The 22,846-nt window shown below is 59.9% G+C and carries 23 protein-coding genes; 12 read left to right on the top strand and 11 right to left on the bottom strand.

What is annotated here, in order from left to right; translation table 11 throughout:
* Nucleotides 1-79: 79 nt before the first annotated feature.
* Nucleotides 80-274, bottom strand: coding sequence for a hypothetical protein (locus ASE94_RS00290; protein WP_062628721.1), 195 nt, complete (start codon nucleotides 272-274; stop codon nucleotides 80-82).
* A 136-nt stretch (nucleotides 275-410) separates the two neighbouring features.
* Entirely contained in the window at nucleotides 411-1,802 is a 1,392-nt protein-coding gene (gene miaB / locus ASE94_RS00285) for a tRNA (N6-isopentenyl adenosine(37)-C2)-methylthiotransferase MiaB (RefSeq protein ID WP_061908622.1), read from the bottom strand.
* Between the two features lie 96 nt (nucleotides 1,803-1,898).
* On the opposite strand from miaB, the gene ASE94_RS00280 reads away from it, so the two are divergent.
* The 6 genes from ASE94_RS00280 (at nucleotide 1,899) to ASE94_RS00255 (ending at nucleotide 8,384) form a co-directional block, all read left to right on the top strand.
* Nucleotides 1,899-2,087: a hypothetical protein gene (locus ASE94_RS00280; protein ID WP_061908621.1), complete on the top strand. Its 189-nt coding sequence runs from the start codon at nucleotides 1,899-1,901 to the stop codon at nucleotides 2,085-2,087.
* A 47-nt stretch (nucleotides 2,088-2,134) separates the two neighbouring features.
* Nucleotides 2,135-3,865, top strand: coding sequence for a sensor histidine kinase (locus tag ASE94_RS00275; RefSeq protein WP_062628719.1), 1,731 nt, complete (start codon nucleotides 2,135-2,137; stop codon nucleotides 3,863-3,865).
* Between the two features lie 128 nt (nucleotides 3,866-3,993).
* Nucleotides 3,994-4,263 carry a 30S ribosomal protein S15 gene (gene rpsO / locus ASE94_RS00270; RefSeq protein ID WP_061908913.1) on the top strand — a complete coding sequence of 90 codons (270 nt, stop codon included), beginning with the start codon at nucleotides 3,994-3,996 and terminating at the stop codon, nucleotides 4,261-4,263.
* Between the two features lie 353 nt (nucleotides 4,264-4,616).
* Nucleotides 4,617-6,761: a polyribonucleotide nucleotidyltransferase gene (gene pnp / locus ASE94_RS00265; protein WP_062628718.1), complete on the top strand. Its 2,145-nt coding sequence runs from the start codon at nucleotides 4,617-4,619 to the stop codon at nucleotides 6,759-6,761.
* Between the two features lie 225 nt (nucleotides 6,762-6,986).
* On the top strand, nucleotides 6,987-7,637 hold the full coding sequence (locus tag ASE94_RS00260; protein ID WP_061908618.1) for a L,D-transpeptidase: 651 nt from the start codon (nucleotides 6,987-6,989) through the stop codon (nucleotides 7,635-7,637).
* A 195-nt stretch (nucleotides 7,638-7,832) separates the two neighbouring features.
* Nucleotides 7,833-8,384, top strand: a complete 552-nt coding sequence (locus tag ASE94_RS00255) for an AAA family ATPase (RefSeq protein WP_062628717.1) — start codon at nucleotides 7,833-7,835, stop codon at nucleotides 8,382-8,384.
* On the opposite strand, the gene ASE94_RS00250 is transcribed toward ASE94_RS00255, so the two are convergent.
* The 6 genes from ASE94_RS00250 to rimP form a co-directional block, all read right to left on the bottom strand.
* Nucleotides 8,365-8,949: a hypothetical protein gene (locus tag ASE94_RS00250; RefSeq protein ID WP_062628716.1), complete on the bottom strand. Its 585-nt coding sequence runs from the start codon at nucleotides 8,947-8,949 to the stop codon at nucleotides 8,365-8,367. The two genes, ASE94_RS00255 and ASE94_RS00250, sit on opposite strands and share 20 nt — an antisense overlap.
* A 13-nt stretch (nucleotides 8,950-8,962) precedes the next feature.
* The gene (locus ASE94_RS00245; protein ID WP_062628715.1) at nucleotides 8,963-9,565 is read right to left on the bottom strand and encodes an HAD-IA family hydrolase; all 603 of its coding nucleotides are present in this window, start codon (nucleotides 9,563-9,565) and stop codon (nucleotides 8,963-8,965) included.
* Between the two features lie 169 nt (nucleotides 9,566-9,734).
* On the bottom strand, nucleotides 9,735-12,359 hold the full coding sequence (gene infB / locus ASE94_RS00240; protein WP_244483892.1) for a translation initiation factor IF-2: 2,625 nt from the start codon (nucleotides 12,357-12,359) through the stop codon (nucleotides 9,735-9,737).
* Nucleotides 12,360-12,598: 239 nt separating this feature from the next.
* Entirely contained in the window at nucleotides 12,599-13,288 is a 690-nt protein-coding gene (locus ASE94_RS00235) for an RNA-binding protein (RefSeq protein WP_162236019.1), read from the bottom strand.
* A 25-nt stretch (nucleotides 13,289-13,313) separates the two neighbouring features.
* The gene (nusA, locus tag ASE94_RS00230; protein ID WP_061908612.1) at nucleotides 13,314-14,909 is read right to left on the bottom strand and encodes a transcription termination factor NusA; all 1,596 of its coding nucleotides are present in this window, start codon (nucleotides 14,907-14,909) and stop codon (nucleotides 13,314-13,316) included.
* On the bottom strand, nucleotides 14,910-15,536 hold the full coding sequence (gene rimP, locus ASE94_RS00225) for a ribosome maturation factor RimP (protein ID WP_082460686.1): 627 nt from the start codon (nucleotides 15,534-15,536) through the stop codon (nucleotides 14,910-14,912).
* Nucleotides 15,537-15,750: 214 nt separating this feature from the next.
* Here rimP and ASE94_RS00220 point away from each other — a divergent pair, with 214 nt between their 5' ends.
* A complete protein-coding gene (locus ASE94_RS00220; protein ID WP_061908610.1) occupies nucleotides 15,751-16,992 on the top strand; it encodes a sensor domain-containing diguanylate cyclase in 1,242 nt (413 codons plus the stop codon).
* 219 nt (nucleotides 16,993-17,211) lie between these two features.
* On the top strand, nucleotides 17,212-17,496 hold the full coding sequence (locus tag ASE94_RS00215) for a hypothetical protein (protein ID WP_061908609.1): 285 nt from the start codon (nucleotides 17,212-17,214) through the stop codon (nucleotides 17,494-17,496).
* Nucleotides 17,497-17,557: 61 nt separating this feature from the next.
* On the opposite strand, the gene ASE94_RS00210 is transcribed toward ASE94_RS00215, so the two are convergent.
* The 3 genes from ASE94_RS00210 to metK form a co-directional block, all read right to left on the bottom strand.
* Entirely contained in the window at nucleotides 17,558-17,926 is a 369-nt protein-coding gene (locus ASE94_RS00210) for a helix-turn-helix domain-containing protein (protein ID WP_061908608.1), read from the bottom strand.
* Nucleotides 17,927-18,056: 130 nt separating this feature from the next.
* Nucleotides 18,057-18,761 (bottom strand): tRNA (guanosine(46)-N7)-methyltransferase TrmB, encoded by a 705-nt coding sequence (gene trmB, locus ASE94_RS00205; RefSeq protein WP_062628711.1) that lies wholly within the window; start codon nucleotides 18,759-18,761, stop codon nucleotides 18,057-18,059.
* Nucleotides 18,762-18,838: 77 nt separating this feature from the next.
* Complete coding sequence (gene metK / locus ASE94_RS00200; protein WP_062628960.1) at nucleotides 18,839-20,095, bottom strand: methionine adenosyltransferase; 1,257 nt, start codon at nucleotides 20,093-20,095, stop codon at nucleotides 18,839-18,841.
* 206 nt (nucleotides 20,096-20,301) lie between these two features.
* On the opposite strand from metK, the gene ASE94_RS00195 reads away from it, so the two are divergent.
* From ASE94_RS00195 to lptB, 4 genes are all read left to right on the top strand, one after another.
* Nucleotides 20,302-20,916 carry a ribonuclease H-like domain-containing protein gene (locus ASE94_RS00195; protein WP_062628710.1) on the top strand — a complete coding sequence of 205 codons (615 nt, stop codon included), beginning with the start codon at nucleotides 20,302-20,304 and terminating at the stop codon, nucleotides 20,914-20,916.
* A 72-nt stretch (nucleotides 20,917-20,988) separates the two neighbouring features.
* Nucleotides 20,989-21,558, top strand: coding sequence for a hypothetical protein (locus ASE94_RS00190; RefSeq protein WP_156351711.1), 570 nt, complete (start codon nucleotides 20,989-20,991; stop codon nucleotides 21,556-21,558).
* Complete coding sequence (gene lptA / locus ASE94_RS00185; RefSeq protein WP_062628708.1) at nucleotides 21,558-22,016, top strand: lipopolysaccharide transport periplasmic protein LptA; 459 nt, start codon at nucleotides 21,558-21,560, stop codon at nucleotides 22,014-22,016. Before ASE94_RS00190 ends, lptA begins: the two co-directional genes overlap by 1 nt.
* Nucleotides 22,013-22,759, top strand: a complete 747-nt coding sequence (gene lptB / locus ASE94_RS00180) for an LPS export ABC transporter ATP-binding protein (RefSeq protein ID WP_061908603.1) — start codon at nucleotides 22,013-22,015, stop codon at nucleotides 22,757-22,759. The genes lptA and lptB overlap by 4 nt, the downstream gene beginning before the upstream one ends.
* Nucleotides 22,760-22,846 lie beyond the last annotated feature (87 nt).

The following is a 22,846-nucleotide window of genomic DNA, read 5'->3' as shown; positions in this document are numbered from 1 at the left end:
GATGGAATTCATGAGAGAGCCCTCCGTATAGTGTTACTCATCACACAACAGAGAGCAGCCTGAATCGTTCCGGGCGGATTTAGCCAGTGTATTGCCGGATATAGGCAATCACCGGCGCGAGCTGCTGTGGGTTGGTGTAGAGGAACCAAGCGCCCGCCGCGAGCGCCAGGACGATAGCGATCCCAACCACTTTCTTGACCACCGAAAAGACCAGCCAGATGACGACGATGGCGCCAATGCCGACGCCCATCAGCGTCATGGGATCATTGGGCATGCATCTCTCCCCTGGCTTTTGGGCCTTGTGCCGGTCATCGATGGCAATTTTAAGAATGGCAGGCGCACCGGTCGAACCGGTACGTCCGATCTTCTGACGGCAGATTTACGGCTGGGACGTCAGGTTGCTCGTCTGATCAGGCGGCAACAGCCTGCTTCAAACGGCCAACGAGCGAATTGGTGCTGGTGCCGATGATTTCGACGTCGTGGATGGCGCCGATGAGGTCGGTGGAGCCATCGAGGTGAACCGCCTGCAGGTAAGGAGAGCGGCCGCCGATCTGGCCGGGCTGGCGGCCGACGCGCTCAATCAGGACGGGCAGAGTTTTGCCGACGCATGAGGCGTGGAAGTCGGCGGTCTGCTGATTGACCAGCTCTTGCAGGCGCGCGAGCCGCTCGACCTTGACCGCTTCTTCGACCTGTTCGGTCAGGTTCGCACCAGGCGTGCCGGGGCGGGTCGAATATTTGAAGGAATAGGCCGAGGCATAGCCGGTGTCGCGGATGATTTTGAGCGTGTCTTCAAAGTCGGCGTCGGTTTCGCCGGGGAAGCCGACGATGAAATCGCCAGATAGGGCCATGTCGGGACGGGCCGTCTTAATGCGGTCGATCAGCGCCAGATATTCGGCTGATGTGTGCTTGCGGTTCATGGCCTTGAGGATCCGGTCCGATCCCGACTGCACTGGCAGGTGAAGATAGGGCATGAGGAAAGGCAGGTCGCGATGGGCCGCGATCAGCGCGTCGTCCATGTCGCGCGGATGGCTGGTGGTGTAGCGCAGGCGCTGCAGACCCGGAATTTCAGCAAGGAGGTAGGCCAGTTCGCCGAGACCGACCGCGCGACCCGAACCGTCCTCGCCATGATAGGCATTCACGTTCTGGCCGAGGAGAGTGATTTCCTTGACCCCGGCATCGGCGAGGCGGCGGGCTTCTTCAAGCACCTGGGCGACGGGGCGACTGACTTCAGCGCCACGCGTATAGGGCACGACGCAGAAAGAGCAGAACTTGTCGCAGCCTTCCTGGACCGTGAGGAAAGCGGTCAAGCCGCGACCGATAGTGACGTCTTTCTTGGCCGCGGGAAGATGGGCAAACTTATCCTCTTCGGGAAAGTCTGTGTCTACGACGGAACGGCGCAGCGCCGGATGCAGATGGCGGTTGGCTTCAGCCTTGGCCAGCATATCCGGCAGGCGATGATAGGCCTGGGGCCCAAAAACCATATCGACCATGGGCGCGCGACGCGCGATTTCTTCGCCTTCGGCCTGCGCGACGCAACCGGCCACGCCGATCATCATATCGCCACCGGTGGCCCGCCTTTCGGTCTGTAGCTCGCGCAAGCGCCCAAGCTCGGAAAAGACCTTCTCGCTGGCCTTTTCCCGAATATGGCAGGTGTTGAGCAAAACCAGATCTGCATCGCCAATATCTTGCGTCGGCATATAGCCGTGCGGGGCAAGCGCATCGGCCATCCGGTCGCTGTCATAGACATTCATCTGACAGCCATAGGTTTTTATGAAGAGTTTCTTAGGCGCAATCTGGTTCATGAGCGGTTGTTTAGCAGATGACAGGTTCTGTTGGAACCGGCTGCAACTGAGGAGGGGGCGGATGTGTTGTTCAAGTCTCAGCCAAAGGAAAATGCCATGACCACCGCTCCAAAAGACGAGGCAGCCGCCATGAAGGACGGCAAGAAACCTGGCCCCAAGGAATCACCTGTGCAAGTGCGCAATGCAGGCGAAGAAGCGCAGGCTGACAAACCCAAGAAATGGGATAAGGTGGACGAAGCTGTCGACGAGAGCTTTCCTGCCAGTGACGCCACCGCGAAGTATTGACCTGCCCGCCTGGGCCTAACCTGCCATTTGACGAGGACAAATCCGCCATGGCAGCACAAGCCCATCATGGGGCCAGTGAACAAGCCAAAGCGAGCAAACTCAAGCCGCGACGGCCACAACCCGTCGCGCTCTATCTGTTCGCACTCGTCCTCGTCATTCTCATTCCAGCGCTTATCGTCGCGCTCGTCCTGCTCAACAGCACCAATGATGCGCAGGAAGAAGTGGTCGAGGCGCTGACCAATGCCACCGTTCAGGCCATGGGACAGTCCGTCGATCGCGAGGTCGCCGGCATGATCACGACCTTGCGCGTTCTCTCATCCGACCAGTCGCTCGAAGGCGGGCAATTGGGCGAATTTCACCGGCGTGCCGTTATCGCACTCGCTGGTACCGGATCCTACCTGATCGGCGTCGACAACACGGGCAATCAACTGCTCAATACGCGGGTCGCCTTTGGCGATCCGCTGTCGCGTTCCTCGGACTTTGAAACTGCGCAGCGTAGTTTGGAGCGCGGACGGCCGACCGTTTCGGGCCTTTTCTTCGGCAAGGTCGCGCAGACCTGGGTCTATAATGTGTGGTTGCCGTTGCCCGACGGCGCTCCTGTCAGGCTCTTGGCGCTGACGCAAAATGCTCGGGATCTCATCCCCGTCCTTCAATCGCGCGAACTGCCGCAGGGCTGGAACGCCGCGCTGGTCGATGGACAGAACACGATCATTTCTTCGACGACTGGCGACGAATTCGCCATTGGCGACACGCTGCCGATGCGGCGCGACCCGAAGACACAACTCCCAGGCTGGACCGAAGAAACGATCCGGAACGATAAGGTCGTGACGGCCGAATGGCGTTCGGCGATCACCGGATGGCGCATCGTTGCCTGGGCCTCGGCAGGCGACGTGAAACGGCCGCTTGGCGAATCCCTCATGCAGCTTGCTGCCTGGGGGCTGATCATTGCGATCGTCGCCTCGCTCATCGCCTTTTTCATCGCACAGCAATTGAGCCTTTCCGTCCGCGGATTGAGACTCGACGCGCAGCGTCTGGGGCGCGGCGAAGCGGTGTTTGAGCGGCATTATCCGGTGGGCGAGATCGACGAGGTTTCAAAAGCCCTGGTGCTCGCCTCGCGACAGCGGCAGACGGCAGAGCGCGACGTGCGCTTCCTGATGCGCGAACTGGCGCACCGCTCGAAAAACCAGATGGCGGTTATTTCTGCCATGGCCAAGCAGACCTCGCGCGGCGCGACGGATGTGCCGAGCTATGTACAGGCGCTCGAACGCCGGATCATGGGCTTGGCGCGATCGACCGACCTGTTGCTTGCGCATGGCCGGGCGGGCGTGTCGTTGCGCGAATTGATCGACCTACAGCTTGCGCCTTTCCGGCCGCACGACGAGGCGCGCGTAACCATCGACGGACCCGACACGCGCATCAATCCGCAGGGCGCGCAGATCCTTGGGATGGCGCTCCATGAACTGGCGGTCAATGCCACGCAATATGGTGCCTTTGCCGATGAGCGTGGCAAGCTCACACTCGCCTGGTCCGAAAACGGCGATGAGTTGGAGATGCGCTGGCGCGAGACGCTTTCAGGGCCTCTCAAGGCGAGCGAACGCGCCGGGTTTGGCACGACTGTCCTCCGCGCTATGGTGGGCGGCGCGCTTGGCGCCAAGGTCGAGCGGCATGAACATCCCGATGGGGTCGAATGGACGATCGACATTCCCGTCTCGGCCCTTGATCCGGCCTTTGCCGCGGTGCGCCCCGACGAGCAGATCGAGGACCGGCAGGGCGAATAAGTCTGGCAATGCCAGCCTTCTTGCACTATATCGACCGCCAGCAGGCCCATTGCCCGCCCAATTACCGGCCCTTCCTGGACGACATCCTGGCTTGGGCTCTTCATCCTCAAATATACAAGGATATGCAGATGTCGATTACCGCTGAGCGCAAGAGCGACCTCATCCAGGAATATGCAACCAAGGCAAACGATACCGGTTCGCCGGAAGTCCAGGTCGCTATCCTGTCCGAACGCATTGCCAACCTGACCGAGCACTTCAAGGACCACTCCAAGGACAACCACTCCCGTCGTGGTCTCCTCAAGCTGGTTTCGACGCGTCGTAGCCTTCTCGACTACCTCAAGAAGGTCGACGAGAACCGTTACAAGACGCTGATCGAAAAGCTCGGCCTGCGCCGCTAAGCACATTCCGGCACGGAGGTCCGCCTCCGTGCCGGTTGCCCTTTCAGGGAGCGTTTTTACGAGAAAGTGGATGCCGCTTTTCGAAAACGTGACGATCTGAAAAAGGGCTACTTCCGGGAGCAGTAAGCTCCCCTTAGGCCGGCGGTGCCGGAGCATGGCAGGATTATTGGCGCCTTCCGCTGTGGAGGCGCTTGTTGTCTTGTCCATGTTCTCAATCTGCCAGATTGAAACAGTGCCTGATTTTGAGCCGGTGCGCACATGGGGTGCGGCGCCGGTGCGGGCACACCGGAAGCGTTCGTGGGCCCTCGCCTAGCCCGCGTTCCCGCGCTCCGGACAGAATGGAAAGACAAGATATGTCGATCAAGTTTGATCACCACAAGGTTGAGCTCAACTGGGGCGGTCAGCCGCTGACGCTCGAAACCGGCAAGATCGCCCGTCAGGCTGATGGCGCCGTGCTCGCGACGCTGGGTGAGACCGTGCTGCTCGCGACCGTGGTTTCGGCCAAGTCGGCCAAGCCCGGCCAGGACTTCTTCCCGCTGACCGTAAACTACCAGGAAAAGTATTTTGCCGCCGGCAAGATCCCAGGTGGCTATTTCAAGCGCGAAGGCCGTCCGACCGAGAACGAGACGCTGACAAGCCGCCTTATCGACCGTCCGATCCGTCCGCTCTTCCCCGATGGCTACAAGAACGAGACCCAGGTGGTCATCACCGTTCTGCAGCACGACATGGAAAACAATCCCGACGTGCTCGCCATGGTCGCAGCCTCGGCTGCTCTCACCATCTCCGGCGTGCCTTTCATGGGCCCGATCGGAGCTGCGCGCGTTGCCTATATCGATGGCGCCTATGTGCTGAACCCTTCCATTGATCGCCGTTCGGATTCCAAGCTCGATCTCGTCATGGCCGGCACGCAGGATGCCGTGCTCATGGTTGAATCGGAAGCTCAGGAGCTCTCCGAAGAGGTCATGCTCGGCGCCGTGATGTTCGGCCATGCCGAAAGCGCCAAGGTGATCCAGGCCATCATCAAGCTCGCCGAGCTTGCCGCCAAGGAACCGCGCGACTTCCAGGCTCCGAACTTCTCGGCACTCGAAGCCGAAGTTCTGGCCATTGCCGAAGCGGATCTCCGCGCTGCCTACCAGATCACCGAAAAGGCCCAGCGCTATGCTGCGGTCGACGCCGCCAATGCCAAGGTCAAGGAAGCTTTTGCTGCCAAGATCGAAGCCGGCGAACTCGCCAAGGAAGAACTGGGCGAAGTCGTCCACAATCTTCAGGCCAAGATCGTGCGCTGGAACATTCTTGATACCGGCAGCCGCATCGACGGCCGGGACCTCAAGACCGTTCGCCCGATCCTTGCTGAAGTCGGCGTTCTGCCCCGCACCCATGGCTCGGCCATCTTTACGCGTGGCGAAACCCAGGCACTGGTAGTTGCAACTCTTGGTACGGCCGAAGACGAGCAGTTCATCGACTCGCTCGAAGGCACCAAGAAGGAAAACTTCCTGCTGCACTACAACTTCCCTCCCTACTCGGTTGGTGAAGCTGGTCGCATGGGTTCGCCCGGCCGTCGCGAAATCGGCCATGGCAAGCTGGCCTGGCGCGCGATCAACCCGATCCGTCCGTCGATGGAAGAATTCCCCTACACCGTCCGCGTGGTATCGGAAATCACCGAGTCGAACGGCTCTTCCTCGATGGCAACCGTCTGCGGCACTTCGCTCGCATTGATGGATGCCGGCGTGCCGATGAAGCGTCCCGTGGCCGGTATTGCCATGGGTCTGATCCTCGAAGGCGAGAAGTTTGCGGTTCTTTCCGACATCCTCGGCGACGAAGATCACCTCGGCGACATGGACTTCAAGGTGGCTGGTACCGATCAGGGCGTAACCTCGCTCCAGATGGATATCAAGATCGCCGGCATTACCGAAGAGATCATGAAGATCGCCCTGGCCCAGGCCAAGGAAGGTCGTATCCACATCCTCGGCGAAATGGCCAGTGCACTCTCGGAAAGCCGTGGCGAAGTGGGCGAATTCGCTCCCCGCATCGAAACGCTGAAGATCCCGACCGACAAGATCCGTGAAGTGATCGGCACCGGTGGCAAGGTCATTCGCGAAATCGTCGAGAAGACTGGCGCCAAGATCAACATCGAAGACGATGGCACCGTGAAGGTTTCGTCTTCGGACGGCACCCAGATCGAAGCTGCGATCAAGTGGATCAAGTCGATCACTGACGAAGCTGAAGTCGGCGCGATCTACCAGGGCACCGTGGTCAAGACCGCCGATTTCGGCGCCTTCGTGAACTTCTTTGGCGCCAAGGACGGCCTCGTCCATATTTCCCAGCTTGCCGAAGCTCGCGTTGCCAAGACCACCGACGTGGTCAAGGAAGGCGACAAGGTCTGGGTCAAGCTTCTCGGCTTTGACGAGCGCGGCAAGGTCCGCCTCTCCATGAAGGTTGTCGATCAGGCAACCGGCAAGGAACTGGTCAAGGAAGCCAAAGAAGCCGACGCCGAATAAGGTCTTCTAAGCCTTTTCACGTTAGGGTTCGGACCAAGGTCCGGACCCTTTTTCTGGCCAGAAATTCACAGCCGCGTGAGACCTGTGCTTTTTTAGCAACAGGTCAGACTGTGATCACATTGTGGCGAGGAACTGCCGCATTCGTGCCACGTTAAGCGGCAGAAGCGTTACTGCAAGGGACGAGGCATTGTCTCGATGTCCCATTGCCCTCCAGAGGTTTGAGTTTTGATTTCCCGCCGCTTGTTTCTCCTCGGCCTGTCTGCCACCACCCTGGCTGCCTGCTCCACCACCCGCCAGCCTGTGATGCAGGAACCGGTCATCGACCCCTATTACGTGCGCATGTATGGCCCAATGCCGTCGGAACCCTATCCGGTTGCGGCGATGGACCTGCGCCGCGTCGACCCCAAGTGGTGGCGTCAGGAAGTGGAATATTTCACGACCGAACGTCCGGGCACGATCGTCGTCGATACGCCGGCGCACTACCTCTATCTCGTGATGGAGAACAATCGTGCCCTGCGTTACGGCGTTGGCGTCGGCAAGGACGAAGCTCTGGTGTTCCGTGGCAATGCCACGATCGGCCGTAAGGCTGAATGGCCGCGCTGGACCCCCACCAAGTCGATGATTGCGCGCGAACCAGACCGTTACGGCCCTTATGCCGGCGGTATGGCACCGGGCGAAACCAACCCACTCGGACCGCGCGCGCTTTACCTCTACAAGAACGGCGCCGATACCCTCTTCCGCATTCACGGCACCACCGAGCCCTACACCATCGGCACCAATGTGTCGTCAGGCTGTATTCGGTTGATGAACCAGGATGTGATCGACCTCTACTCTCGCGTTCCGGTTGGAACACGCGTAACGGTGATCAACGCCTAATCCTGTTACGCAACCAGGACGCAATGTCCGCGTAATAGACCTGTCGGAGTATTGTTCGACAGTTTTTAGAAAATTGCCGGTTGCGGACCATACCGTAGTCACCCGCTTCCGGCATTTCAGAGCCCGTTCCGCAAGGAGCGGGCTCTTTCTGTTTTGGGGATCGCCAGGGGCATCCGCCACTGTTAGCGTGCCAATATGTTCGTCCTTATCAATGGCTCATTCGGCATCGGGAAGACGACGCTCGCAAAGCGCCTCGCTGCGGACATGCCCGGCGCGGTCATCTCCGATCCTGAGGATGTGGGCTACGTGCTGCAACGCACGCCCGCGTTCCTGCTCAGCATGAAACGAAAACCGGCCGATTATCAGGACATGGCGCTTTGGCGCCGGTTGATCGTCATGCAAGCGGTGCTGAAGCATCGAAGCGCACTGATTGAGATCGTGCCGATGGCCTTCACAGACAGAACGTATTTTGCCGCGCTCGAGACAAAACTGGCGCAGACAGCGCCGGTGCTCAAGCTCTGTCTCATTGCGCCGCTGGCGACAGTACGCGAGCGGCTCGAGGCGCGGGCAGCATCGGAAAAGCGTCCGCTGGGAGAGTTTGAAATCATGCGCTCGGCTCAATGCGTTGCGGCGCACGCCGATCCAATATTTGGACGCCCGGTGGACGCGATGCAAGCGCCCGATGTTTTGGCCGCTACAGTGCGGGCCATGATTGATGCGGAAGCCTTTAGGCCAGCAGCGCCATGAGCTTCTTGTCCGCGCGACTTTTCGCGGCGGCTTCGGGCGTGATGTGGTCTAGGACTTCGGTAAGGAATGCTTTGCGCGTAGCAGGATCTGGAAAGGCATCGAGAGGCAAGACCAGAGCGATAATGCCCGAGAGAAAGCTCAGGCTCTCAGGGGTCGCGAAAACGCCTTCAATGCCGCCCCAGCGCAGGAAGAAGTCGATGTCGTCGTCTTTCCAGCGAAGGCCTACATCGTCCGCCGTGAACTGCATCGGGCTGCGCGGGTGGGCCGCGTTCACATATTTGGCCGAGTAGCGATAGAGCCAGGGGATCATCACCTTGGAATAAAAGATGCCCACAAGGATGAAGAGCACGAAGATCAGCACATAGTCCGGCACCTGCGGCAGGACAGTATTATGAAGCACGATGCCGCCCGCGGCCGAAAGAGCACCGCCGATCACCATCGTCCCGTAGAGAATGGCATTGGCGCGGACACGATAGGCTTTGGGATAGCGATGACGCGCAACAACGACGCTGGCTTTGAACAGATCCTCGAAGTCGACTTGATAGGTGAGGCTGAAGGGCTGCATCGAGGCTCCGGGACTAGAGGGTGGCAAGGGCGGCCGGGATAGTCATGCCGGGTAGCCAATGGATGGCAGACCAGCCATGAGCGCGAGCGGCAAGGACATTAGATTCGGTGTCGTCGATGAGAACAATGCTGTCGCCCTTGCTGGCGAGAGCACGGTCAACGTGGGCATAGAATTCGGCGCTCGGCTTTTTGTGGCCGATAGCGGCGGAATAGAAGATGCCGTCGACCTCGGCGGCAAGGACGAGGGTTTCCATAAGGTATCTGGCGCGGAGATGGTCTTGATTGGTCGCCAGATAGACCGGATGGCCGGCGGCGCGCAGGTCGCGCATGGCGTCGCGAACTTTAGTGTCGATGCGAGAGTCGTTTTTGAACCAGTAGTCGATGAGTGTCTGGACTGAGACGTGAGGCGCGATGGTTTTCAGAGCCTCGGTCAGTTCGGAGACCAGCGGCTTTTGTCCGGTGACGATGGCAGACCAGCGGGGCCGAAAGAAGCCCGACTGCAGGGCTTCAAGGGAAATGCCGAGGTCGGCTTCAAGGTCTGTGAAGAGATGGGCGCCGTCTTGGGGGCGGCCGGTGAAGAGGACACCGTCGACGTCCATCAGAATAGGTTTTTGCATTTTTGTTCCCCTGCTTCTGCGATCGGCTCGGCCGCCCCCTCATCCCGCCCGTTGGGCCACCTTCTCCCCGAGGGGAGAAGAATGGATAAAGCCGACAAGCAACAGAACAGAGAAAACAAAAAAGGCGCAGCCGTGGCTGCGCCTGATCTTTCTTGAGGAGCGAGAACGCTTAGAGCTTGCGCTGGACGGTCTCGACGCGGAAGCATTCGATAACGTCGTTGGCGCGAATGTCTTCGTAGTTCTCGAAAGCCATACCGCATTCCTGGCCGGTCTGGACTTCCTTGACTTCGTCCTTGAAGCGCTTGAGCGTCTTGAGCTTGCCTTCGTGGATAACGACGTTGTCGCGGAGGAGACGGACGCCGGCGCCGCGTTCCACGATGCCTTCGGTGACCTGGCAACCGGCAACCTTGCCGACCTTGGTGATCTGGAAGACTTCGAGAATTTTTGCGTAGCCGATGAAGGTTTCGCGACGTTCCGGCTTGAGAAGACCGGACATGGCGTTCTTCACGTCGTCCACGAGATCGTAGATCACGTTGTAGTAGCGCAGCTCGATACCATCGCGGGTCGCGAGCTCATTGGCCTGCTTGTTGGCGCGGACGTTGAAGCCCATGACGATGGCGTTGGACGCGGCCGCAAGGGTGACGTCCGACTCGGTGATGCCGCCAACGCCGCTCATCAGGATCTGGGCCGACACTTCGTCGGTCGAGAGCTTGTTGAGAGAAGCAACGATGGCTTCGACCGAACCCTGCACGTCAGCCTTGATGATCAGCGGGAACTTGGAGATCCCGGCGATCTTGAGCTGGTTCATCATCTGCTCAAGGCTCGTTGCACCGCCGCCGGCCGTCTTTTCACGGATGGCGCGCTGACGATATTCGGTGACCTCACGGGCACGAGCTTCGGTTTCGACCACCGAGAAGCGGTCGCCGGCCGATGGCACGCCGGTAAAGCCGAGGACTTCCACCGGAATGGACGGACCTGCGGATTTGACCTGTTCGCCCTTGTCGTTGATGAGGGCGCGAACGCGGGCAAACTCGGTACCAGCGACGAGAATGTCGCCGATGGAGAGCGTACCGCGCTGCACGAGAACCGTTGCCACGGCACCGCGACCACGATCGAGCTTGGCTTCGATGACAAGACCTTCGGCGCGACCATCACGGGCAACGCGAAGTTCGAGAACTTCGGCCTGCAGCAGGATGGTCTCGAGGAGCTTGTCGAGGCCAGCCTGGGTCTTTGCCGAAACTTCAACGTCAAGCACGTCGCCGCCCATCGATTCGACGAACACTTCGTGCTGCAGGAGTTCAGTGCGAACGCGCTGCGGATTGGCTTCGGGCTTATCCATCTTGTTGATGGCGACGATGATCGGAACACCAGCCGCCTTGGCGTGCTTGATGGATTCGATCGTCTGCGGCATGACGCCGTCGTCTGCAGCCACCACGAGAACGGCGATGTCGGTTGCCTGGGCACCGCGAGCACGCATGGCGGTGAACGCCTCGTGGCCCGGGGTATCGAGGAACGTGATCTTGCTGCCGTTCTTTTCGACCTGATAGGCGCCGATGTGCTGGGTGATGCCACCGGCTTCGCCCGAAACCACATTGGCTTCGCGGATGGCGTCAAGGAGCGAGGTCTTGCCGTGGTCGACGTGACCCATGATGGTCACGACCGGCGCACGATCGGTCAGATCCTCGGCCTTATCGTCGGACTGGATGTCGAAGAGACCTTCTTCAACGTCGGCATCCGAAACGCGCTTGACCGTGTGGCCCAGTTCCGAGGCGATCAGTTCGGCCGTATCGGCGTCGATCACATCGTTGATAGTCGCCATCTGGCCCTGCTGCATCAGCATCTTGATGACTGTGACGGAGCGTTCGGCCATACGGTTGGCGAGTTCGGCAACCGTAATGACTTCCGGGATGATGACTTCGCGGCTGAGTTTTGGCGCATCCTGCTGGTTGCGGCCCATCTTCTTGTCGCGACGACGCTTCATGGCCGCAAGTGAAGGACCACGATCTCGATCGTTTTCCGTCGTGGCGCTCGAAACGGTCAGGCGACCGCGTGCCGAAGCGTCATTGTCATTGCGGCGCGACGGACGCTCGGGCTGAGCGCGCGAGGCGCGGCGAGCGTTTTCGAGTTCGGCTTCGGTCGTCGGACGCTGCTGTGGCGCGCCGGTACGAACGCGACGGCCATCGGCCTCGCTCGGTGCGGCGGGCGGCACATTGCCGATCGGGGCCATGCCGGCGCCGGCAGGACGACGATCGCCGGCCGGACGAGTTCCTGTGCCAGCGGGACGCGTGCCAGTCGAGCCGGCAGGACGCGTACCAGTCGAACCGGCAGGGCGTGCATTGGGGTTAGGACGCGCGTTCGGATTGGGACGTTCACCATCCGGGCGGCCGGTCGGGCGCTCGTTGGACGGACGCTCGCTCCGCTGCGGACGGCTAGCCTGGCCTGGACGACCCGACACCGTGCGCACCTGGGACGGACCCGGATTGCGCTGGCTGGCCGGCACGAAGGGTTCGCGCGGCTGTTCAGGTTCGCTTGGTGCCGGAGCCTCTTCGACAGGCGCAGCCACGACGTCGTCTTCGACGCGACGGGCTTCATCGGCCTGACGGCGTTCTTCTTCCTGACGAGCGGCTTCTTCGCGCACCTGACGGCGACGATTGTCGTCTTCGATGCGGCGCGCTTCTTCGGCAGCAAAGCGTTCCTTGTCCTCTTCGGCGCGAGCGCCGGCGAGAGCAAGGGCCCTTTGACGGGCTTCGGCTTCAGCAGCCGAGAGGCCAAGCGGAGCACGCTGGGTCTGCATGGGGCGGCCCTGCGGACGACCCGAGCCACCCGGCCGGCCACCGCCGGTCTGAGCGCCACCGGCCGGCACACCGGCGGGTTTTGGAACAACGCGGGTGCGCTTTTCCACGACCACCGTCGAGCGCGAAGGACCGCGCGACGTGCCCGCGCGATTCCCGAGACCCGACCCGCTCTTGAGGGTCAGTGTCTTCTTCGCGCCAGCATCGTCGGAACGCTTGTCGTCGTTATCAGCCATACTTCCTATCGTCTTTCGTCCTGTTCCACGGACAAAAGCACACCGGACGCCGCAGAGCGGTCGGTGTCGTTATCCGTCGGATTGGCAATGTAGCGGGCCAGTCTATTGGCCTTTTCCAGTGCCGATTGGGCTGCTGCCCCTGTCATGAGGGCAGCATGTATCACATTTTCTAGTCCAAGTGCCAAACCCAATTGCGTGCTTGAGAGCAATTCGAAATGGGGCACTTGTTTACCGGCTGCGCTGCCCTCGCGTCGGGCATGATTGAGGGCGCGCAGGGCCCCCAGCATCTTGTTCTTGCCATCGGCGGCACCATCGGTGGCCGAGAGGAGAGCGATAAGCTGACCGCCCTCGATGGCACTTTTCACCTTCATGCCGCCAGAGGTGAACTGGCCGGCTTTTCGCGCCATGGCGAGAGCCGAAGAAAATCTTTGTTCAAGGCGCAGGCGCGTCAGGTCTGCCAAATCGACCGGGACAGTGACCTGCTCCTTGAGGCTGCGTGCAAAAGCCTTCTTGCGCACAGCTTCTTCGACCGAAGCATGGCTCAGCGTTATCCAAACGCCGCGGCCTTCGGCTTTGGCGTCCGTATCGGGCACTATAGTGCCATCTGGGCCGAGCACGAAACGAATAAGGTCCTCAACCGGCTTTTCGAGCCGGGTGAGAGCACATGTTCTTATCGTTTCAACGGGCCGGGGCAAGACACTTCTCCGAAGAAAGCGGTCCTTAGACCGCTTCCTCCGTCGTGTCGTCGCCTTGTTCTTCGGCGACTTCATCGGCGGTAATCCAGCCAGCGCGGAGGCGGGCCTGGAGGATCATGTCTTCGGCTTCTTCGCGGCTCACGGGGAAGTCCTTGAATGTTCCCTCGAAGCGCTTGGTTTCGCCATCCTTGCGTTCGCTCCAGCCGACGAGATCGTCAGCGGCGCAGCCGGCAAAGTCTTCCACGGTCTTGATGTCTTCCTTGCCGAGCGCAACGAGCATAGCCGCGTTGAGGCCCGGAATTTCATAAAGGTCTTCATCGACGCCAAGCGCGATGCGCTCATCATCGAACTTGCGTTCGATTTCGGCGAGGTATTCAGAAGCACGGTTCTGGATTTCGCCAGCGGTTTCTTCGTCGAAACCTTCGATCGAGGCGATTTCATTGGGTTCGATATAGGCGAGCTCTTCGACCGAAGAGAAGCCTTCCGAAGCCAATAGTTGGGCAACCATCTCGTCAACGTCAAGGGCCTGCATGAACAGGGTCGAGCGTTCGGTGAATTCCTTGTGGCGGCGTTCGCTTTCTTCCTGCTCGGTCAGGATGTCGATATCCCAGCCGATGAGCTGGCTCGCGAGGCGCACGTTCTGGCCACGACGACCGATGGCGAGCGAGAGCTGCTCATCGGGAACGACGACTTCGATGCGCTCGGCCTGTTCGTCGAGAACGACCTTGGCGACATCGGCTGGCTGGAGCGCGGAAACCACGAGATCGGCAATGGTGTCAGTCCAGGGAATGATGTCGATCTTTTCGCCCTGGAGTTCGGCGACGACGGCCTGAACGCGGCTACCGCGCATACCGACGCAGGCGCCGACGGGGTCGATCGAGGAATCGTTCGAGGTCACGGCGATCTTGGCGCGTGAACCCGGATCGCGAGCGATCGAGCGGATGGTGATCACGCCATCATAGATTTCAGGCACTTCCTGCATGAACAGCTTGGCCATGAACTGCGGATGAGTGCGCGAGAGGAAAATCTGTGGACCACGCTGTTCGCGGCGCACGTCATAGACATAGGCGCGGACGCGATCGCCATAACGGAACATTTCGCGCGGGATCAGCTCGTCGCGGCGAATGATGGCTTCGCCACGGCCGAGATCGACGATCACATTGCCATATTCGACGCGCTTGACGGTGCCGTTGACGATCTCGCCGACGCGGCTCGAATATTCTTCGAACATCCGATCGCGCTCGGCATCGCGCACCTTCTGCACGATGACCTGCTTGGCCGACTGGGCAGCAATGCGGCCGAATTCCATCGGCGGCAGCGGCTCGGTGAGGAAGTCACCAATCTTGGCTTCGGGCGACTTGGTCTTGGCGAACTTGAGATTGACCTGGCGGCTTGGCTCTTCGACTTCCTCGACGATTTCGAGGAGGCGCCACATGCGGGTTTCACCCGAGCGCGGATTGATTTCGACCTTAATCTCGGTTTCGGCGCCATAACGGCCCTTAGCGGCCTTTTCCATGGCATCCTGCATCGCTTCGATCACGACCATACGGTCGATCGACTTTTCGCGGGCGACGGCATCCGCGATCTGCAGCAGCTCAAGGCGATTTGCGCTAACGGCCATTTATTTGTTCTCCTCGGAGAAAGTATCGTCGTTGTCGGCATCGGCATATTCGACCGTTTCGGTCTCGTCGTCGTCGATCGGATGCAGTTCCTGATCGGCGCGTGCCATATCCATCAATTTGTCGGTCATCACGAGCTTGGCTTCCGACAGGGTCGAGAACGCAAGCTTGTGGTCGGGATTGGTGCCGCCAGGCGCATCGGGCAGGCGGATGGTCACGCCATCCTCGTCGACGGCGATGATATCGCCCCGAAAACGCTTGCGGCCATTGATCATGTCGAGCAATTCGACCTTGGCCTCGTGGCCCAGGAAACGCTCGAAATCGCGCTTGCGCACCAGTGGCCGATCGATGCCGGCGGAGGACACTTCGAGGTGATATTCGCGCTCGATCGGATCTTCGATGTCGAGGACAGGCGACAGATCCTTCGACAGTGCTTCGCAATCATTGATGTTGAAGCGGCCGTTTTCGTCTTCGGCCATGATCTGCAGGGTGCAGCCGTTTTCAGGCGTGATCTTCACCCGAACCAGCGCATAGCCCAATCCATTGGCCACCGGCTCGACGATGCGCGAGATACGCGCTTCGAGCCCGGTTTCCTTGATGTAGCGTTTTTCGGTGAGGTCGAAAGCCAATTGGGGTCCCAGATAAGCAAAAAGAGCGGGGCCGGTCCGGCGCCCACCCTCTCAATGAGAGCAACGATGTTGACGTCCATATAGACCGCAATGCTGCTTGTGGCAAGGGTCGGCCTTTGTCGGGACGGGTACCAAGGTACGCAACATTGGCCTAATATGCTGACATCAAACAAAGGTGCGGCTCACTTTGCTGCCACGAGCCTTGGAGCTTTGCATGTCCAACGCCAGTTCCTTCTCCAATCCGCCTGGGAGCGAAGAGGATCGGCTGAAGGCCCTTGCCCGCTACGATATTCTCGATACGCCGCCAGAACCGGCCTTCGATCGGGTGGCGCGGCTGGTCCAGATGATTTTCGGGGTGACGACCTCTGCCGTCTCGCTGATCGATGCGCACAGGCAATGGATCAAGGCGGGGCGTGGGCTCGATTTCACAGAGGTCGCTTTGAGCAACAGCTTTTGCAATCAGGCGATTCGCGAAAAACAGGCACTGGTGGTTCGGGACCTGACAGAGGACGACCGGTTTCGCGACAATCCCTATGTGACCGGGGACCCCAATGTGCGCTTTTATGCTGGCACACCGATCCGCACGCCGGACGGGCACAATATCGGAACGGTCTGCGCCATGGATTCGGGCCCGCGGAACTTTTCCGAGAAGGATGTCGCGATTCTTGAGGAATTGGCCGAAATCGTGATGGACGAGATCGAGTTGCGCCGTCTTGCCAGCACCGACGGGTTGACCGGGCTCAGTACCCGCCGCGCCTTCAAGGAGGAAGCGGAGCGCTTCGTCGAACTTGCGCGACGGCATCGCAGCACCCTCAGCGCCATCAGCTTCGACATCGATCATTTCAAGACGATCAATGATACCTACGGGCATGCGGCCGGCGACATGGTGCTCAAGGCCATAAGCGAAGTTGCGGCAGCGACACCGCGGCAGAGCGATATCGTGGGGCGGCTCGGTGGCGAAGAGTTTGCCCTCGTCCTCCCAGGAGCCGATATCAACTCAGCTCTGGCTGTGGCGGAAAAGCTCAGGCTTGCTGTCAGCGCCTTACAATTCCCCGGCAGCCAGCCACCATTCCAAGTCACCGCAAGTTTCGGCGTTGCCGCGCTCGATCCGGGCCGAGACGATCTCGAAAGCCTTCTAATCAAGGCTGACGAAGCGCTTTATGACGCAAAGCGAAACGGGCGCGACCGCGTTGTGGCCTGGACCGGGACGCTTGCCACGACCAAACCTGTGGAGCGCCAGCGGGTCTTGAAGGCAGGACGGCTCGTTCTTCGAAGGCAGAATTTTTCGTGCGATTGCAGCGTGCGCGCCCTCTGGGACGATGGCGCGGAAGTGCATATAGCCAGCGGGCTCGATGTGCCTGATGTGGTGACGCTTGAAATTCCCGATGCGGCGATGAGCTGGGAAGGACGCATCGTCCTGCGCCGTCCCAACGCGCTCGAACTGCAGTTTTTGTGAGCCTGTTACTATCAGGTGGGCAAGCCATCGCGCGGCACGCACCGGCAGGTAAGCCAGTATCCATCCGGTGACCGGGTATCCTTATAAACACCTGATTTCACTTGAAAAACCGTCATACCCAATTTGGGAAATACAAGAGCGAAAAATCGTCATTTCGTTTCTTGGAGACAGATTTTGGGGTCCTATTTCTGGAGTGTTCAAACGAAAGGAACACTCCAAATGATCAAGAACACCATGCTCGCCCTGACCGCCATTGCCCTCGTTGCCGGCGCTGCCGCACCAAGCTTTGCCGCCACCAGCCTTGGCGACAGCAATAATGACAAGAGCTACCTGACCGACGAAGTCGCCAACGACTATACCCTTGCCCGCCTCAACGAAAAGGGCATCAAGGCAACGTCCGTCGAAGACTGGAATGGTCTCGTGCGCGCTTTCGTGACCAAGGAAGATGGCACTCAGGCCATGCAGTTCTTTGATGCGGATACGCTGGCCCCAGTCTCCATCTAAAGACTGAAGCGTCTGACGCTCCTGGCGCTGCCGGTTATCGGCAGCGCCCGAAGCTTGAAGATCAATCGATAGTGGCGCCGCTGATCCGGTCGAAATTATCCCGGGCGGCTTCCATAGCCTCGCGGTTGCGCAGCACAAATGTCTGGAAAGAATCGACGAGGTCCAGGAGATCGAGCCCGAGTTCGGTCAGCGCATAATCGACGCGCGGCGGAATGGTGGCAAAAGCGGTGCGCGAGATGAAACCATCGCGCTCAAGTTCGCGTAAAGTGGACGACAAGGTCTTCTGAGAAATGCCGGCAAGCGAACGGCGGATTTCATTGAAGCGCAATGTGCCAGCACGCAATTCCGAGACGACGACCAAAGTCCATTTCCCCGCCCGCAATTCCAAGAGAGCCCTGTCTTGGGACGAAAGGGAAAGCGGTACGGACATGTTTGGGCTCCGAGGCCAGTCAATCAAAGGCCGGAGTGGTCTTCACGGCGGCGTGTTGCCGATATGGGAAGTTTTTGCCAAAGCGGAAGAGGGCAGCATTCCGAACTCGGCGTTCGCCGAAACGAAACGATCAGCGCCTGAAGAAGGTGAAATAAAAGCTGATAAGGCGCCCCTCTCGACGGGCCTTTTGCTCGTAGCGCGTCGGCTGCCAGCCGGGATAAGGCGTATGCCAACTGCCGGGCGCGTCCGGAGCAAAGGTGAAGAGCGGCTCGCGCACGATGTGGGCCAGGGTCCAATCGGCATAGTCTTCGATATCGCTGGCAAAGTGGAACGTGCCGCCCGGACGGATGACGCGGGCGAGTTCCTTGAGCGTCACTGGCGAGACGAAGCGACGCTTATGGTGGCGCGTTTTGGGCCAGGGATCGGGATAAAGGAGATAGACCGCGTCGACGCTGGCATCGGGCAGCGTCACGAGAAGTTTTAGCGCATCATCGGTGAAGAGGCGGACGTTTTCGATGCCGTTCGCAAGGATGGCCTGGACCATCTTGCCGATGCCGCCCGTAAAAACCTCGCAGCCGATAAAGCCGGTTTCTGGTTCTTCGGTCGCCTTGCGCGCCAGATGCTCGCCACCGCCATAGCCGATCTCGATGACGATGCGCTTGGCTTCCGGGAACAGGGTCTTAGGATCAAACTGTTCGCCCAGCGTGATTTCAAGCTCGGGCAGGGCTTGATCTACCTGAGCCTTCTGCCCGCCATGCAGCTTCTTTCCGGAGCGGCGGCCAAAAAAGGCGCGCTGTTCGCCATCGCGAGTTTTGGGAAGCTGGTGGTCGGTCATGGCAGAACAATTTCAAAAAAGCGAAGGCCTCTCCCCGCATCGCGGAAAAGAGGCCTTGCGTCAATCCAAAGCGAGGATCAGGCCACCGCGGCCTTGAGAGCCTTCACGAGATCGGTCTTTTCCCAGGAGAAGCTGCCGTCGCGGCCCGGCTTGCGGCCGAAGTGGCCGTAGGCCGAGGTTTTGGCGTAGATGGGCTTGTTGAGGTCAAGATGCGTGCGGATGCCGCGCGGCGTCAGGTCCATCACCTCGGCCAGGGCCTTTTCGAGCCTGGCTTCGTCGACCTTGCCGGTGCCGTGGAGGTCGACATAGATCGAGAGCGGCTTGGCAACGCCGATGGCGTAGCTGAGCTGAATCGTGGCGCGCTCGGCAAGGCCGGCGGCGACGACGTTTTTGGCCAGATAACGGGCCGCATAGGCAGCAGATCGATCGACCTTGGTCGGGTCCTTGCCCGAGAAGGCGCCACCACCGTGCGGTGCTGCGCCACCATAGGTGTCGACGATGATCTTGCGACCGGTGAGGCCAGCATCGCCGTCGGGGCCACCAACGACGAACTTGCCGGTCGGGTTCACGTGCCAGACGGTCTCGTCGCTGATCCAGCCTTCAGGCAGGGCCGCGCGGATGATCGGTTCGACGATCTTGCGGACATCGGCAGAGGTCAGCGATTCGTCGAGGTGCTGGGTCGATAGCACGATCTGGGTAACGCCGACCGGGTGGCCATTTTCATAGCGAATGGTGACCTGGCTCTTGGCATCAGGCCCGAGCTTGCCGGCAGGGCCAACATTCGCCTTGCGGGCAATGGTCAGGTCTTCGAGGATCTTGTGCGCGTAGTAGATCGGGGCGGGCAGAAGTTCTGGGGTTTCGCGGCTCGCATAGCCAAACATGATGCCCTGATCGCCGGCACCGACATCCTTATTGCCCGATTCATCGACACCCTGGGCGATGTCGGCCGACTGGCCATGGAGCAGGACTTCGATCTTTGCCGTCTTCCAGTGGAAGCCAGACTGTTCGTAGCCGATGGCGCGAATGGCCTTGCGGGCAGCCGACTTGAATTTGGATGGATTAACGAGCGGCGCGCCGGACGCATCGGTCAGGACATTGCCCGACTTGTCCTTCTTGAGAAGGGTTTCGGGCACGCGGACTTCGCCGGCGATGACGAGACGGTTGGTCGTTGCGAGGGTTTCGCAGGCGATGCGGACCTTTGCCGGATCCATGCCGACCTTCTTGGCTTCACGGAAGACGAGGTCGACGATCTCGTCGGAAATGCGGTCGCAAACCTTGTCGGGATGGCCTTCGGAAACCGACTCGGAGGTGAACTGATAGGACGATCGTGCCACGCGGCGGCTCCAGAATGCAGAAAATGGGCCAAAATGGCCAAAACTAGCGGTTTTGTTACATTCGTCCTGTTTGCGGTCAAGCGTCATATAAAGAAATCTTGATATGACCCTTCGGCAAGGTTGAGCAATTCTTGCTTATCGCCGGTGCCTTTCCATCGCCGTCTTGCTGTGCCAAGGAATGACCAAGATGAAGAGTGGGAAAAACCATGGCTATTCGAGTGCATCGCGGCGATCTGCCCAACCTGAATAATTACGGCCGCGAAGTCGCTATCGACACCGAAACCATGGGCCTCAATCCGCATCGCGACCGGCTATGTCTCGTGCAACTGTCGCCGGGCGATGGTAGCGCTGACATCATTCAACTGCCCAAGGATCCGGGCGAAGCGCCGAACCTCGTCAAACTGCTCACTGATCCCGGCGTCACCAAGATCTTTCACTATGCGCGCTTCGATGTCGCGGTGTTGCAGCAGCGCTTTGGCGTCGTGACCGGGCCGATCTATTGCACCAAGATCGCCTCGCGCCTTGTCCGCACCTATACCGACCGGCACGGGCTCAAGGAATTGGCACGCGAGTTGCTCAATGTCGATCTTTCCAAGCAGCAGCAAAGCTCAGACTGGGGCAATGAAAAGCTCAGCGATGCGCAGCTCGATTATGCTGCCTCGGACGTATTGTATCTCCACGATCTGAAGCGCCATCTCGATCGCATGTTGAAGCGTGAAAACCGGATGGAACTGGCGCAATCCTGCTTCGACTTCGTCAAGACGCGTTGTGCGCTCGACCTGCTGGGCTGGCAGGAAACCGACATTTTTGCGCATAGCTGAGGTCCGAGCGTGGCGACGGCGGACGGCTCAGAGCGGTCTCGACATTACCGGCGCTTGATGCGCCGGAATCGCATGGTCGGACTTATGCGGTTCGCGGTGCCCGCTGCCGGTCTCGTCATTCTCGCGATATTGCTGATTCAGATCGCGATATCGAGCTTTGGCGCGCGATATGGCATTGGCACCATTACCGTCGATCAGGACCGCGTCCGGGTCGAGGCGCCAGAATATGCCGGGACCATGTCGGATGGCTCGACCTATCGCGTCTGGGCCGAACAAGCCGAAGCGAAAATCGAAAACACCGATCTCATCGAATTGGCCAATGCCCGCGTCGAGGTCAACCGCAATGACGGTCTGCGCCGCGAAGCGTCAGCAAGCCGGGGCGTGCTCGACACGATCCACCAGCAGGTGGTGATTGAAGGCTCGACCGATATCGGCGATTCGAGCGGAACTTCGGGCCGGCTGGTCGATTCGGTGTTCGATTGGCTAAGCCAGACTTTGACCACGCAGGGCGCCGTATCGATCGACTATGCCGATGGCACGACGATCCGGGCCAAGGGCATGGTGCACGAAGCCGAACTTGGCCGCTGGACATTTAACAACGCGATCGTCACCTTGCCCTCAACGCCCGGGGAAAATCAGTAATGCGTCTCAAAAACTTTGGTCTTGCTGCCGTTCTGGCGCTGATGCTGGCGCCGGCTGCATTGGCGCAGACCCCGGTAGAAATTTCGGCCGACACGTTTACGGTCGAAGAATCGGCGCAGCAGGCGGTGTTCACCGGCAATGTGGTGGTCAAGCACCCCACTGCCAATGTCTGGGCCGACAAGGTCGTCGCTTCTTATGGCGAAGGCGGCACCAGCGACATCAAGACATTCGAAGCCACGGGCAATGTGCGCATCGAAACCGATGACCAGAACGCAACGGGCGAACGGGCCGTCTTTACACCCAGCGACCAATTGATGCGGCTGACGGGCAATGTGAAGGTCACAAATTCCGGCGGCACGGTCAATGCCGAGGAACTGGTGGTCAACCTCGAGACCAATGTCTCGACCTTTACCGCCAAACAGGGTGGCCGGGTGACCGGGGTTTTCACTTCGCAATGAGCCAGACGCGTCTCGATCAATCCGGCTGGCTGGTTGCACAGGGCCTCGCCAAGAGCTTTGGCAAGCGGGCCGTGGTGCGCGACGTCTCGCTCGCGGTGCGGCGGGGCGAAGCTGTCGGGCTTTTAGGGCCCAATGGGGCGGGCAAGACCACGGTTTTCACGATGATCATGGGGCTCGTGCGGCCCGATGCCGGGAAAATCCAGCTCGATGGCAATGACATCACCCATTTGCCGCTGTTTCAGCGCGGACAATTGGGGATCGGCTATCTACCGCAGGAGCCGTCGATCTTTCGCGGTATGACGGTCGAGGGTAATATCCTTGCGATCCTCGAAAACACGGTGCGCGGACGGGCCGAGCGCAAGCAGCGGCTCAGGCAGTTGCTCGACGAGTTTTCGATTTCCCATCTTGCCAAATCCAATGCGCTTTCGCTCTCGGGTGGCGAGCGGCGGCGCGTGGAAATTGCGCGCGCGCTGGCGGCCGAGCCGATCTTCATGCTGCTTGATGAACCCTTTGCCGGCGTCGATCCCATTGCCGTGGCAGAAGTGAAGGGTCTTGTGCGGCAGTTGACCCAACGCGGCATCGGCGTGCTGATCACCGATCACGCGGTGCGCGAGACGCTTGGGCTAGTGGATCGGGCCTATGTGATCCATGGCGGTTCGGTGATGATCCAGGGTAAGCCCGAAACAATTTCTGCGGACCCCGACGCACGCCGCGTCTATCTCGGCGAAAATTTCCAGTTCTAGTACACACTTCAACTGGCACGGAACTTGCCCTCAAAAACGAATTGCGTCATGGTGCGCCTCGGGAAGCCGCCCGAGAGGGCATGATTA

The sequence above is a fragment of the Devosia sp. Leaf64 genome, assembly GCF_001421945.1.
In the GTDB taxonomy this organism is placed as follows: domain Bacteria; phylum Pseudomonadota; class Alphaproteobacteria; order Rhizobiales; family Devosiaceae; genus Devosia.
This window is presented reverse-complemented; position numbering and strand designations above follow the sequence as displayed.